The 13164-nt window shown below is 43.8% G+C and carries 14 protein-coding genes; 7 read left to right on the forward strand and 7 right to left on the reverse strand.

Translation table 11 applies throughout. The annotated features are described in order from the left end of the window. The 3 genes from ftsY to ftsX form a co-directional block, all read left to right on the forward strand. Window positions 1–965: signal recognition particle-docking protein FtsY (ftsY, locus tag GVO63_RS11700; RefSeq protein WP_236552132.1), on the forward strand; the 965-nt coding region annotated here is incomplete at its 5' end. 26 nt (window positions 966–991) lie between these two features. Further along, window positions 992–1705 (forward strand): cell division ATP-binding protein FtsE, encoded by a 714-nt coding sequence (gene ftsE, locus GVO63_RS11705; RefSeq protein WP_159492892.1) that lies wholly within the window; start codon window positions 992–994, stop codon window positions 1703–1705. After that, window positions 1702–2682, forward strand: coding sequence for a permease-like cell division protein FtsX (gene ftsX, locus GVO63_RS11710; RefSeq protein WP_159580046.1), 981 nt, complete (start codon window positions 1702–1704; stop codon window positions 2680–2682). Before ftsE ends, ftsX begins: the two co-directional genes overlap by 4 nt. A 21-nt stretch (window positions 2683–2703) precedes the next feature. Here ftsX and GVO63_RS11715 read toward each other — a convergent pair whose 3' ends face one another. Next, complete coding sequence (locus tag GVO63_RS11715) at window positions 2704–3945, reverse strand: EAL and HDOD domain-containing protein (RefSeq protein WP_159580048.1); 1242 nt, start codon at window positions 3943–3945, stop codon at window positions 2704–2706. A gap of 152 nt (window positions 3946–4097) precedes the next feature. Beyond that, window positions 4098–5327 (reverse strand): EAL and HDOD domain-containing protein, encoded by a 1230-nt coding sequence (locus GVO63_RS11720; RefSeq protein WP_159492895.1) that lies wholly within the window; start codon window positions 5325–5327, stop codon window positions 4098–4100. A gap of 601 nt (window positions 5328–5928) precedes the next feature. Between GVO63_RS11720 and rpoH the strand changes: the two genes are divergently transcribed. After that, on the forward strand, window positions 5929–6783 hold the full coding sequence (rpoH, locus tag GVO63_RS11725; RefSeq protein ID WP_159580050.1) for an RNA polymerase sigma factor RpoH: 855 nt from the start codon (window positions 5929–5931) through the stop codon (window positions 6781–6783). Window positions 6784–6885: 102 nt separating this feature from the next. Here the strand turns inward: rpoH and GVO63_RS11730 are convergent, their stop codons facing one another. The 3 genes from GVO63_RS11730 to pip form a co-directional block, all read right to left on the reverse strand. Beyond that, entirely contained in the window at window positions 6886–7797 is a 912-nt protein-coding gene (locus GVO63_RS11730) for a bifunctional GNAT family N-acetyltransferase/hotdog fold thioesterase (protein WP_159580052.1), read from the reverse strand. Between the two features lie 117 nt (window positions 7798–7914). Next, window positions 7915–8352: a D-aminoacyl-tRNA deacylase gene (dtd, locus tag GVO63_RS11735; protein WP_159492898.1), complete on the reverse strand. Its 438-nt coding sequence runs from the start codon at window positions 8350–8352 to the stop codon at window positions 7915–7917. Further along, complete coding sequence (gene pip / locus GVO63_RS11740; protein ID WP_159580054.1) at window positions 8349–9326, reverse strand: prolyl aminopeptidase; 978 nt, start codon at window positions 9324–9326, stop codon at window positions 8349–8351. Before pip ends, dtd begins: the two co-directional genes overlap by 4 nt. Window positions 9327–9514: 188 nt before the next feature. Here pip and GVO63_RS11745 point away from each other — a divergent pair, with 188 nt between their 5' ends. Beyond that, window positions 9515–9757 carry a hypothetical protein gene (locus tag GVO63_RS11745; RefSeq protein ID WP_159492900.1) on the forward strand — a complete coding sequence of 81 codons (243 nt, stop codon included), beginning with the start codon at window positions 9515–9517 and terminating at the stop codon, window positions 9755–9757. Continuing rightward, a complete protein-coding gene (locus GVO63_RS11750; protein WP_159119347.1) occupies window positions 9754–10392 on the forward strand; it encodes a DUF2959 domain-containing protein in 639 nt (212 codons plus the stop codon). The genes GVO63_RS11745 and GVO63_RS11750 overlap by 4 nt, the downstream gene beginning before the upstream one ends. A gap of 181 nt (window positions 10393–10573) precedes the next feature. Here the strand turns inward: GVO63_RS11750 and GVO63_RS11755 are convergent, their stop codons facing one another. Continuing rightward, window positions 10574–11458 carry a virulence factor BrkB family protein gene (locus tag GVO63_RS11755; protein WP_159492902.1) on the reverse strand — a complete coding sequence of 295 codons (885 nt, stop codon included), beginning with the start codon at window positions 11456–11458 and terminating at the stop codon, window positions 10574–10576. Between the two features lie 207 nt (window positions 11459–11665). Beyond that, the gene (metF, locus tag GVO63_RS11760; RefSeq protein WP_159492903.1) at window positions 11666–12553 is read right to left on the reverse strand and encodes a methylenetetrahydrofolate reductase; all 888 of its coding nucleotides are present in this window, start codon (window positions 12551–12553) and stop codon (window positions 11666–11668) included. A 159-nt stretch (window positions 12554–12712) separates the two neighbouring features. Here metF and metJ point away from each other — a divergent pair, with 159 nt between their 5' ends. Further along, window positions 12713–13045, forward strand: a complete 333-nt coding sequence (gene metJ, locus GVO63_RS11765; RefSeq protein WP_105932194.1) for a met regulon transcriptional regulator MetJ — start codon at window positions 12713–12715, stop codon at window positions 13043–13045. Window positions 13046–13164: the final 119 nt, after the last annotated feature.

Consider the following 13164-nt stretch of genomic DNA (forward strand, 5'->3'; position numbering starts at 1 on the left):
AAAAGCCGAAAGAGAAGAAGTCTCTATTTGCGCGTTTGAAAGAGAGTTTGTCTCGTACAAAAGAAAACTTAGGTAGTGGCATTGTTAGCCTATTTAAAGGCAAAGCCATTGATGACGAGTTGTACGAAGACTTGGAAACTCAGCTTTTAGTTGCTGATGTAGGTATGGACACTACCCAGAAGATCATCAACCATCTTACCGATAGTGCCTCGCGCAAAGACCTTAAAGATGCGGAAGCCTTGTTAGAGATAATGAAACAACAAATGTCTGGTATGTTGTCACAGGTCAATCAACCCCTACCTGAAGTGATAAAGGCACATGACGCCAGTGAAGGACCGTTCGTTATTTTAATGGTTGGCGTAAATGGTGTAGGTAAAACCACCACCATTGGTAAGCTGGCTAAGCAATTCCAGCAAGAAGGGAAAAAAGTCATGCTTGCTGCAGGCGACACATTCAGAGCTGCAGCGGTTGAGCAACTTCAAGTTTGGGGTGAACGTAACAATATTCCTGTAATTGCACAGCATACAGGTGCAGACAGTGCATCTGTACTTTACGATGCACTTGAGGCAGCAAAGTCTCGTGGTACAGATATTTTAATTGCGGATACCGCAGGGCGTTTACAGAACAAGAACAACTTGATGGAAGAGCTCAAGAAAGTGGTTCGCGTAATGAAGAAGATTAATCCCAACGCACCTCACGAAGTTATGCTGACTTTAGATGCCGGCACCGGGCAAAATGCAATTAGCCAAGCGAAGTTGTTTAACGAAGCAGTGGGTTTAACGGGTATTACCTTGACCAAGTTAGACGGTACTGCAAAAGGCGGTGTTATTTTCTCTATTGCTGACAAGTTTAATATTCCTATAAGGTATATTGGTGTGGGTGAGAGTATTGATGATTTGCGCCAGTTCGACGGGCAAGAATTTATTGATGCGCTATTTAGCGAGATGGAATCGCCTGAAAGCTAAGAATGGTAAAGCGGTAGGGAAAGAGAATGATAAAGTTTGAGCAGGTAAGCAAAACCTATCCGGGCGGTCAGCGCGCGCTTAGCAAAGTGAACTTTCATATAGCTCCTGGTGAAATGGCCTTTTTAACAGGGCATTCAGGTGCGGGAAAAAGTACGCTCCTCAAACTTATCAGCTTAATGGAGCGTCCTACGGTCGGGCGTGTTTTGATAAATGGTCATGATCTTAATGCCATTACCCGCCGAGATATCGCCTATATTCGTCGCGATATTGGGATGATTTTTCAAAGTCATCAGCTTTTGATGGATAAGTCTGTTTTTGACAATGTGGCCTTGCCGCTAGTGATTGAGGGTTATACTCACAAAGAAATACGTAAGCGCGTTGAAGCTGCACTTGAAATGGTTGGCCTTCGAGATAAAACTCGGTGTTTACCCATCACCTTATCGGGTGGTGAACAGCAGCGCGTGGGAATAGCACGAGCAGTTGTTAATAAACCTCCACTACTTCTTGCCGATGAACCTACGGGTAATCTCGATCCCAAACTCTCTATGGAAATCATTCGCCTGTTTGAAGACTTTAATCAAGCCGGTGTATCAGTGTTAATTGCGACCCACGACCTCGGCCTTATTGCCCGAATGCGATACCGCACGCTGACGCTAAAGAATGGCCAAATGATTACTGATGGCCTGACAGACGGCCTCGACAATGGTGCAGACGGCAGTAGTGAAGGAGCCTGGTCATGAGTATTTTGTTCAAAGGACGAGCGAAGGGGGCGACGTCAGCGAAGGTTGGGATTGTTCAATCTATCGTTATGTTCTTCGTTAGCCACGTGCGTCAAGCGTTATCAAGTTTAGGCGAACTCTGGCGTCAACCGCTAGCATCATTAATGACAATTGGTGTATTGGGGCTAAGTATTACGTTACCTAGCACCCTTTATATTATGGTCAAAAATACGGAAAAAATTACCGCTGGCTGGGATCAGGCCTCGGAAATTTCGTTATTTTTAAAGCCCACTACTAACGCTGCAAGTTCACAGCAATTGGTGGCTAGGCTGAACGCATGGTCTGAAATAGACAGCGTCGTTTATATTCCCGCTGACGATGCACTCAAAGAGTTCCAGCATTTATCAGGGCTTGGTGATGCGATAGCATATCTGGAAAAAAATCCACTACCAGATGTGGTGCTCGTTACTCCTGCTGAAAAGCATGCGTCCCCCACGGCTGCAAAAGCGTTATTAGATAAGCTTCGCCAGCAGCGAGAGGTCGATATGGGTAAACTGGATATTGAGTGGTTAGAGCGTTTATATGCAGTTATTGATATTGCTCGCGATCTTGTTACTTTAATTGGGCTGCTGCTCTTTATTGCCGTTGTGCTGATTATCGGCAATACCATTCGCCTTAACATCCTCAATAAATACGATGAAATTGTGGTAATGAAGTTGGTAGGCGCCACCGATGCGTTTATTCATCGCCCTTTCCTCTACACGGGGTTCTGGTATGGGTTATTAGGCGGGCTAATGGCATGGTTCGCCGTCATTATTATTCTATGGTGGATGGATAGCAGTATTTCTACCTTTGCAGCCATGTACCAAAAAGATTTTAATATCACCGGTTTAACGGGAACAGCGTTGCTAACAATGCTTGGACTGTCTGTGCTTCTAGGGTTACTAGGCTCACTTATATCAGTTCAGCGCCACGTTAGAGAAATAGAGCCTAAGTAGCGGCTTAGTGCAACGGCATACTTACGATTGCGCGATGGCCCGAGGGTAGTGTGAGGTTACCGCACTGCGTACGCCATTTCCCCATACAATGGCTTGGTTATACAACATGTGAAGCTGCTTTTGGTCGATATTTAGCAGTTTCGCTTGTTTTATCACGTTCATCCAAAGCGCACTTTCAAAGGCGCGGACTAACGTCATGTAATTGGCAATTTCAACGTTTTTACCAAGTAGCGCCTCGTTCACTTCTTCTGAGAGCGGCAGTTGCTTTAAAATATCAGTCATCGACTGGTCAAGCAGCCCTTCAAGCAATGAGAATAAGCCGACTAAGAATGCTAAAGGAGGATCGTTTTTCATTCCTCTTCGCTCGGCCAAAAGGTCAAAGAACTTGGCGCGAACCAGCGACATGTGAATGATCTCAAGTGGCTTCTCGTCGCCTAAATTCGTCAAACTTAACAAGGCAATAAATTTTTTAATCTCCACTTCACCCATATAATTTAGGGCGTGTCTTAATGAAGTAATTTTATAGCGCTTGTTGATGGTGGGGTTATTAATAAACTTCAAGAGTAAAAAGCTAAGCGATGCATCACGCTCAATAATCTGACCAATGCGATTAATGTCAAACGTGTTGTTAGAACTTTCACCCATTAAATCGACAATGTTCATTTTAGACGCAGGAAGCTGTCTTAAAATTCGCGCTTCTGGCTGAGAAAAAAAGTAGCCTTGGAAAAAGTCGAACCCTAATTCAACGCACGTTGAGAAATTGTCTTGCGTATCGACTTGTTCAGCTACTAATTGAACATTCGCGTCGTGGTAGCGTGGAATGTGTTTTTCGATGGTTTCAAAGCGCGCCTTCGATACATCAACTTTAACGATATCAATTAGAGGGAATATATCGTGTTTCGATGCCATCATCATCGGGTCGTCTATTGCCAACTTGAACCCTAATTGTTTTATATGTTGGCAGGCTTCAAATAAGCCGCTGGACGTGTCAGTTGGATCGGCGAGTTCGACAACGACAGACTCTGGGTTCATTGTAGTGGGAAAACGGGAAATAAGCGTTTCGGAAGAAAAAGAAATGAAAGATGTTTTCTCACCACTGATATCATCAAGGCCTAAAGGATGAAAATGTTCAGAGATAAACTTTGCTTTTTCCTCTTTATGTTCAGGGTAGGCGCCACCTTTGCCATCTCGGAACAAAAGCTCGTAGGCAAATACGCTTTTGCTTTTATCTAGAATAGGCTGACGGGCTATAAACGCGAACATAATTTCTTCCTGCTGAAAACGAACTTACATCGTTATTAATTCTAATTCCAAGATTAACTCAACAAACGTTAAGCTACTCTCTAGTCTATGATATGTATTCGTAATCTAACAACTATTCAATCATTAATTATCAACTCTCTGCTAAACGATACTTATTCGGTACCGTTTAATGCAGATTGATGAATATGTTTGGCCCATTTAATCGCTTCGTTGTAATAGCTGTGTAAAAGGTCTTGGCTGATAGCATATTTTGCTGCAAATTGTTGTATTCCAGCCCATTTTGCACGTTCAAATAACTGAACCAATGTTAAGCAGTGTCTTAGCATACCAGGCCCTCCGCATAGTGCGGTTTTTACATCGTCACTAATGGGGACTTTACTGACTAGGTCGTCAATACGCTGCTCCATCATGGCGTCTAGCAAGGAGAGTAAGCCGGTGAGAAACCCTTTAAGCGGGTTATCTGAAGCTTGCAGCTGAGAAAATACTAACTCGCAAAATTTTGCGCGAACTAATGCCATTTGCAATAGCTCTGTAGGTTGTCCATCACTTAAATTGGCAAGAGCAAGCAGCGAAATAAACTTCTTCACTTCAACTTCGCCCATAAACGTCAAGGCGTGCTTGAGAGAAGTAATTTTATGTCGCTTATTCACCATTGGGTTGTTGATAAAGCGCAATAATAAATACGTAAGTGACGGGTCTCGCTCAATAATTTTGTTCACTTCATCAAAATTCAGCTTCGCTTGGCTACTGAGCGAGAGAAGCTCCATCATAGTGAGGCTACTTGGACCTAGCTTCCGGTGCTTAACAATTTCTGGCTTTGCTAAAAAGTAACCTTGGAAAAAGTCGAAGCCCATCGCTTTAAACTTATTGAACTCTTCATACGTTTCGATTTTTTCTGCGACAAGCTTTATGTTTTGAGACTTGAATCGTTCCACCAACGCCGGAATTTTTTCGTGTGCTATTTCGGTAATGTCGATTTTTACGATACTGGTAAAAGGGAGAAACGCTTCCCACTTTCCCTTCATGTCGTAATCATCCAGGGCAATAGGGTATCCAAGACCGCGAATGTGTTTACAAGCAGAAACCAGTGCCTCATCTACTTCAACCGTTTCTACAATCTCAATGACAACCTTATTGGCATCCAAAGATGTAGGAAAGCGAAACATAAGCGTATCACGGTGAAAGTTTATAAAGGCTTTTTTATCTCCGGTTATCTCTTCGATACCTAAGCTCAAATGCGTTGAGGTTAATATCTTTGAGGTGGCTTCATCGGGCGGGATGTCAGGAAAGCAATTCTCTTCGCCAATACGAAAAAGTAGTTCGTATGCATAGACCTCTCGGTCTACATCGAATATGGGCTGTCTAGCGACGTAAGCAAACATCAAAGTCCTCTTTGCTTCACTTGCCTTACTTCCTTGCTTAAGTATTTCCCTATTCAGCGCTGTGTCTATGTGTCTGGAAAATGCGTTGCTGCAGTTGTAGTGCAAAATCGATTAATCCAATCTATTATCTTCAGTTTTAAGAACGAAAAGCAAGCGTTATAATTGCAAGCGACGTATCAGAAGTTAGCTCAGTACTTAGCGCCAGTTTTGAAGCACGATCCCCCCGCGTTTAAGTTAGATGAAAGCGTTAGAATTCATGTCACTGAGATTAACGTTGTAATGACTTTTTTTAATTTACGTATTATAAAAGTGTGGTGAAAGTTTGGCTTTGGCGGTTAAATGCGTGTAAAAGCTGCATCAGCAATAACGCGTGTGACTTCAACCATTGCCATGGATGACGGATGATATCGGGGTATTTGCCAATTAAATAATGCAAAGACGATATATTGAACGTTAATTTGAACTTTTTTTCATAATTCAGGTCTTGATATTGTAGAAAGTGCCACCATACCTACATATCGGTAGAACTTCATATCTTAATTAGGTCTCGCGCAGCTTCGGTTACTTTGTTAATATGAAGCAGCAATAAATGAGGTGAATAATGAGCAACAATTTGCAATCTATGGCCCTGTCAGTGCCACACAGCGGTAGCATTGAAGGCTACATTCAAGCTGTAAGCAGCATTGATATGCTTAGCGCTGAGGAAGAGCGTGAGTTGGCAGTGCGCCTTCGCGAAGACGAAGACTTACAAGCCGCTCGTAAGCTAGTAATGTCACACCTTCGTTTTGTAGTGCACATTGCAAAATCTTACTCAGGTTATGGCTTACCACAAGCCGACTTAATTCAAGAAGGTAATATCGGTCTAATGAAAGCCGTTAAGCGCTTCGACCCAACGGTGGGCGTGCGTTTGGTTTCTTTTGCGGTGCATTGGATCAAAGCAGAAATTCATGAGTTTGTACTTAAAAACTGGCGAATAGTAAAAGTTGCGACGACTAAAGCGCAGCGTAAATTGTTCTTCAACCTACGCAAGGCGAAAAAACGCTTAGGTTGGTTTACTCACGCTGAAGTACAAACAGTGGCAGACGAACTTGGGGTCAGCACAAAAGAAGTGCTTCAGATGGAAGCACGTATGAGCAGCCAAGACCAAGCGTTTGACCTAACTGCAGACGAAGATGAAACGGGAAATTTCGCACCGGTTCAGTATTTAGAAGACAAGACTTCAGATGTAGAAACGGATGTTATCAATAATGACTGGGACTCTGCAGCAAGCAAGCGTCTGTATTCGGCCATAAAAACCCTAGACGAGCGTAGTCAAGATATCATCGAAACACGCTGGTTGGCAGATAACAAAATCACGCTGCAAGACTTGGCTGATAAATATCAAGTGTCTGCAGAGCGTGTTCGTCAAATTGAAAAGAATGCGATGAAAAAACTACAGGCAGCTATGGTTGCGTAGTAAAAGCAAGAAACTAAGATATAGTTATTGAAAAGCGCCCAAAGGGCGCTTTTTTATTGATTCAGATAAATTGCAGTTCAATCACCCGTTTGGTGAAAAATTTTACGCTCCCTGTTTCGCAACCGGCAATACGTAAAATACCCCTTCAAACTCGGCTACTGGCGAGTCACCATCTAATATGGCAACGCTCAACTCGAAACGCGCTTTATTGTCATTTTCTAATGGTTTGAATTTGCCCGATAGTGTTTCGATATTGCAAATAGCCCTAGGCTTCATTGTAATCGGTTTGTGATAGTGAATATTACCATCGCCCAACACAATATCACCATCTAGACCACGTTCCTTAAGCTGAAGGTAAATCATCCCCCACCCAGTGAGTGTGGCTAGCGAAAAGATACTTCCTGCGAACATCGTACCGTGAATATTAATATTTTTATTAAGCGATGCGCGGGTTTCAAGTGTGCGTCCCGTGTATTGATATAACTTAATCCCCATATGTTCAGTAATGGGAATGGTTTCAGACCATGTTTCTTGAAGTAGTTTGCACCATTTTGGATGAAGCACTAAGGTATTATTTTCGGTAAACTTTTTGACCATCTGTTGGCGTTTTAACATGCCGAGTTCGTTGGGCGCTTCTCGTTCTACTTTAAAACCACAGGCACTGAAGAAGTCGATTGAAATCTCGCGACTGTTTGTTACTGCCCGCTCTGCGCCAAGATCTTTCGCAACGTTTTCAAGCGCTGCCATCATCATTTGACCCAGCCCTTTGCGCAGATGTTGTGGGTGAACGGCAATGTGTCTGATTTGTGCTTCTTCAGCCGTATTTAAATGTACACGACCACATGCAACAACGTCTCCATTGCGATTGGTAATAATACGGTGCTCTGCGACTTGTTCATATTCGTCTTTCTCTGAACCTGGAGGGAAGTTCCACGGCTGGCGCAGGTGTTCCCACCGAAAATGAAAATAGGCTTCAAATTCGGCATCGCTTTTTGGCGTCACTACCTTATACACAATAAACCGGCCTTATTAAAAAAATGAAAGAGTATTTAAACGTAAGAATACACACGGTACAAGTTTAATTATATAAGCAGAATAAGGAGACCAGTACGGTGTTTAGTTACCGTACGACTATACGGTGAATTGAAATGTGACCGGCCCGTCGTTAATCAGTCCAACTTGCATATCAGCCCCAAATTCGCCAGTTGCCACTGTCATGCCTTTTTTTCTGAGTGTATGAACAAACTTGTCGTAAATGATTTGGCCATGTTCAGGGGAAGCTCCACGTGAGAAGCCTGGCCGGTTGCCTTTCTGTGTATCAGCTACGAGAGTGAACTGGGATACGACCAACATTTCCCCGCCTACTTGCTCAATATTAAGGTTCATTTTGCCGTCTTCGTCGTTGAACATGCGATAACGACAAAGCTTATTAGCAAGCTTTTCAATTTCTTCGTCACCGTCTTTTTTTTCAACACCTAAAAGCACCAGCATGCCGTTTCCAATTTCACCAATTACTTCACCTGAAACTGTTACGTTAGCTTCTGATACTCGTTGTATTAACCCTATCACTTACATGACTCCTGAATAAAACGTGACATATCACGGGTAGCGCGGCAGAGCGCGTAGCCTATACTCGGTTCTGACGTACTGTGGCCTGCATCTGGTATGATTTGTAGTTGGCTTTGAGACCATGCTTTGTGAAGCGTTTCCGCCGCTTCCGTTTTACAAATCATATCGTATCTTCCGTGGATGATCGTGCCGGGAATATGGCTTATTTTACCTATGTTGTTAAGAATATAGTTTTCTTCTAAAAAGCATTTGTTGGAGAGAAAATGACATTCCAGTGTGGCCAAGCAGGTTACCAAATGCATGGGATAATGGGTGGTGGAATCACCGACTCCTGGCGGCAGGGATAGGCGCGACAGACGTTCCTCCCATTGGTACCACCGTTTGAGGGCAGCATGACGAAGTACTTCATTGCTAGAGCGAACCATTGCGCTATAGAAGTCACAAACGGCTTTCGATGTGACGGGCGTTGGGACATCTTTGATGAACTTTCGGTAGTGTTCAGGAAATAATTGGGCTGCGCATCCGGACGGTGATAAAAACCAGTCTCGGTCTTGTTGCCTTGCCAGAAAAACACCGCGAAGTATGAGACCTGTTACATGCTCGGTATACGTCAGCGCATAGAGTAATGCGAGTGTAGAGCCCCATGAACCACCAAATAAAAGGAATTTGGATATATGAAGATGTACCCGTAAGGCTTCAATATCTTCGACATTCATCCATGTGTCATTATTAAGCGTATCTGCGATAGGTGTGGAGCGACCGCAGCCTCTTTGTTCGTAGCCAATAATGCGATACTTATTACTGTCGAAGAAGCACTTGTAATTAGGTGGTAGTCCGGCTCCAGGACCGCCATGAATAAAGAGTACGGGGATACCGTCTGGGTTGCCACTTTGTTCAAAGTAAAGCGAGTGCCCATTTCCTACTTCGATAAATCCATTCTCATAGCAGGTAACATCGGGGTAAAGTCGTTTCATTTTGTTTCTGCGCGTTGTGTGAGTGCCTGTTTTAGTTTAGTTTATTGTTATACAAACATTTGCGTGCTGACTGCTTCAACGCTGTTTATGCTTACATTTTATGTGTTAAACACAAATTGTATACTATAGAACAAATGTCATTACGTACTAGCTAATCATATTATAGTCATAAATGCGAGGATGTTTATATGGCGGGTCAAGGATCGGGCGGTAACGTAATTGCCGCAATTTGTAACTTTTTTATTCCTGGGTTAGGTCACTTGGTACAAGGTCGAGTATTGGGAGCCTTGTTTTACTTTGTGGCGGTTTGGGCTTGCTATGGACTTGTTTGGACTGTAATCCTCGCACCGCTCTTTGGCCCACTTGGGTTGATATTACATCTAATCAGCATCATAAGCGCAGCACGTTATAGAGGTGGAGTAACCGCATGAAATTAATCGCATCGGCATTGGTTGCTATGCTTGCCCTAAGTGGATGTCAGTCTGCATATTACGCGGCATGGGAAAAGGTAGGCGTTGAAAAGCGCGATATCTTAGTAGACCGTGTTGAAAACGCCAAAGAATCGCAAGAAGACGCGCAAGAGCAGTTTAGTTCAGCCCTTGAGGCGTTTAGTGCAGCCGTTGCTTTCGATGGCGGCGAATTAGAAGATATTTACGACCGTCTTAACGGACAGTACGAGGACAGTGTGGCCGCATCAGAAGAGGTAAGCGCACGTATTGATAAAGTCGAGAGTGTGGCTGAAGCCTTGTTCGATGAATGGTCTGAAGAGCTGGAAAAATACGAGAATGCTTCGCTCAAGCGCGACAGCTCAGCAAAGCTTCGTGAAACTCAGCGTCGCTATGCGTCACTGATGAAAGCCATGCGCAAAGCAGAGAGTAAAATGCCTCCCGTGCTCAGCGCACTGCAAGACAATGTGTTGTACTTAAAGCATAACTTAAATGCTAGCGCCATTGGTGCATTGCAGGGAGAGCTTTCTACGATTGAAAACAATGTTGCTCAACTCATTGGTCAGATGAATTCGGCCATTGCTGAGTCTGACGCCTTTATTGCATCAATGAAAAATTAGTCGTTAATTGCACTAAAAAAAGGGAGCAATAGCTCCCTTTTTTTGCAACCAAGACGCTCTGCTTATCGCATAATAACAACTGTCCCCATAGATAATTACCCGCTCAGCGAGACTTTAAATGTTGGTCATGGCGACGTGTTACCTCAAGTATACTTGGTTCAATCTGTTGCAAACGTGTTTGCTACTCTCTTGGAACTTTGCGAGGCGCGTTCTCTGCTTTCTTGTTCTCAAAAGCTTCACCTAAACTGCAGGTGAACTCTGCGCCAAATAGCACGATTATCCATGATAGATACACCCACAAAAAGAGAATGGGTACCACCGCCAGCGCGCCATAGATGAGCTCATAGGATGGAAAGTTCGTGACGTAAAGGGCAAATCCAGACTTTGTGATTTCAAAAGCAATAGTGGCAACGATTGCGCCAACGAAGGCGTGTCGCGCATAAACGCGTCTATTGGGCACAACCATATACAAAATTGCGAAAGCCAGCAGGGCTGCGCCGCTTGGTACCAGGCTTAATAAAAAGGTTCCAAGACCGGGAGTGTATTCTTCGGTGAACGCTGCAAGGCCTGTTAAATACGAGCTTACTACCACGCTTGATCCCATAAGCAAAGGACCAAGGGTAATCACCATCCAATATATGGCAAAGGTATATACTACAGGTCGGTCGCTCTGCGTGCGCCAAATTCTATTAAGGGTTTTGTCGACGTTAGAAATAAGCATTAACGCCACAACCAACAGAGACAAAATACCAATGGCGCTCATTTGAGAGGCATTTCCCACAAAATCGGTCATGTATTTGTGAACCACATCACTGGCAGTGGGAACGAAGTTGCTAAAAACAAAATGCTCTAGTTTACTTCGCACAGACGCAAAAGCTGGAAAAGCAGACATGATGGTAAAGGTCACCATAATAAACGGCACCAAAGATAACAACGTTACATAGGCTAAATGCCCGGCAGAGATAGTAATATTGTCTTCCTTGCAGCGTTTTATAAAAATGCTGAAGAGATCTCTCACCTGAGGAGCAACATTGTTATATAAGGTTTTAACCTTGTCTGAATCCACTCAACTTCTCCTGACGGTACCTTTAAATAAAAATAAAAAACCTATTGATGACAGGCCTTAGGGTATCGATAGCTCATGACTTGTTATTTCAGATGGTAACTGGGGGCGGCCTTGCTGGCAAAAGTTTAATATAAATTTTATACAAGAAAGGCGCATTAACTGCGCCTTCTTACCTTTGCTCTTAGCACCTTTGGGGGAATAAAGTACTTAAGCGCCAGAGCGCACACCCAGCATGTGACAGATGGCATAGCTTAGTTCACTGCGGTTGAGCGTATAGAAATGAAAATGCTTCACGCCTTCTTTAGCCAGTACTTTTACCTGGTCCATCGCAATGTTAGCGCCTATCAGATTGCGGGTCGCTTGGTCGTCAGCATCAAGGCCATCAAACATCTTGTGCAGCCAGCCAGGCACATGCACGTTTGTAAAGCCAGCGAACTTCACTAAGGTTTGGTAGTTGGTTACAGGCAAAATTCCAGGCACTAAATCTAAATCTACGCCTGCGGCCGCCGCGCGGTCTCTGAATCGCAAAAAAACGCTGGTATCAAAAAAGAACTGAGTGATGGCTTCAGTCGCTCCAGCTTCAGCCTTGCGCTTAAGGTTAAGCAAGTCGAATTGCGCATTGGGTGCTTCAGGGTGCTTCTCGGGATATGCGGCAACAGAAATATCAAAATCGGCAACGTCTTTTAAAAGCGCAACTAAGTCAGAGGCATACATTTCTGTTTTCTCTACCCCTTGTGGCAAATCACCTCGAAGGGCAACGATGCGGCGTATGCCTGAATCCCAGTAGTCTTTTGCGATTTGTTTAAGTTCATCTCGACTCGCATCAACGCACGTTAAGTGAGGAACCGCGGCTACGCCGGTTTGCTGCTGAATGCGTTTAACAACGTCGTGGGTTCTGTCACGTTCGCCACTGTTAGCGCCGTAGGTTACCGACATATAGCTAGGCTTTAATGGCGCTAGACGCTCAACTGATTTCCAAAGTGTTTGCTCCATGGCTTCTGTTTTAGGCGGAAAAAACTCAAAAGATACATCAATATCACGCAGTTCCGACAGGGACTGGTTTAATGCATCGATACCTTGTGCGTACGAAACCATGGTTATTCTCTCAAAAGTTTGTTCTTATGGACGTTTAGACGTCTAAATTAAAGAATATATGTCTAGACGTCAAGAGGTTTACACTGCTCAATTGACCTTTTCGTGAACTTGTTTAGAATTTCCGTTCATAATATAAAAAGAGTAGACCGAGTTAGCATAATGGCAGAATGGAATGGCAAATATATACACCCCTACGCAGAGCATGGCAAAAAAAGCGAACAAGTAAAGAAAGTCACCGTCTCTATCCCAATTAATGTACTTAAAGCACTGACTGACGAGCGCACTCGCCGCCAAATAAATAATTTGCGTCATGCCACTAATTCTGAGTTACTTTGCGAAGCGTTTCTGCATGCGTTTACCGGGCAGCCGTTACCTAACGATGATGATTTGCGAAAAGATAACCCTAATCGCGTGCCGGCAGAGGCTAGGCGTATCATGGAAGAAATGGGGATTGATCCGAGTTTTGAAAATAACGTGACCGAAGACGACTAGGTTTCACGTTTTAAGTAAACAATACTAAAGCGACGCCCTTACTGCGAATGACTCCGCAATAAGGCGTCGCTTTTTGCTGTCTGTAATGCTCGTGACGTAAACCGTTTGTTGAGAAGCCA

The sequence above is a fragment of the Alteromonas sp. KUL106 genome (genome assembly GCF_009811415.1).
GTDB lineage: Bacteria > Pseudomonadota > Gammaproteobacteria > Enterobacterales > Alteromonadaceae > Alteromonas.

Bases quoted from the DNA above. Each gene is read 5' to 3' on its own strand.
- ftsE (WP_159492892.1), top strand. From the start codon at position 992: ATGATAAAGTTTGAGCAGGTAAGCAAAACCTATCCGGGCGGTCAGCGC.
- ftsX (WP_159580046.1), top strand. From the start codon at position 1,702: ATGAGTATTTTGTTCAAAGGACGAGCGAAGGGGGCGACGTCAGCGAAG.
- GVO63_RS11715 (WP_159580048.1), bottom strand. From the start codon at position 3,945: ATGTTCGCGTTTATAGCCCGTCAGCCTATTCTAGATAAAAGCAAAAGC.
- GVO63_RS11720 (WP_159492895.1), bottom strand. From the start codon at position 5,327: ATGTTTGCTTACGTCGCTAGACAGCCCATATTCGATGTAGACCGAGAG.
- rpoH (WP_159580050.1), top strand. From the start codon at position 5,929: ATGAGCAACAATTTGCAATCTATGGCCCTGTCAGTGCCACACAGCGGT.
- pip (WP_159580054.1), bottom strand. From the start codon at position 9,326: ATGAAACGACTTTACCCCGATGTTACCTGCTATGAGAATGGATTTATC.
- GVO63_RS11745 (WP_159492900.1), top strand. From the start codon at position 9,515: ATGGCGGGTCAAGGATCGGGCGGTAACGTAATTGCCGCAATTTGTAAC.
- GVO63_RS11750 (WP_159119347.1), top strand. From the start codon at position 9,754: ATGAAATTAATCGCATCGGCATTGGTTGCTATGCTTGCCCTAAGTGGA.
- metF (WP_159492903.1), bottom strand. From the start codon at position 12,553: ATGGTTTCGTACGCACAAGGTATCGATGCATTAAACCAGTCCCTGTCG.
- metJ (WP_105932194.1), top strand. From the start codon at position 12,713: ATGGCAGAATGGAATGGCAAATATATACACCCCTACGCAGAGCATGGC.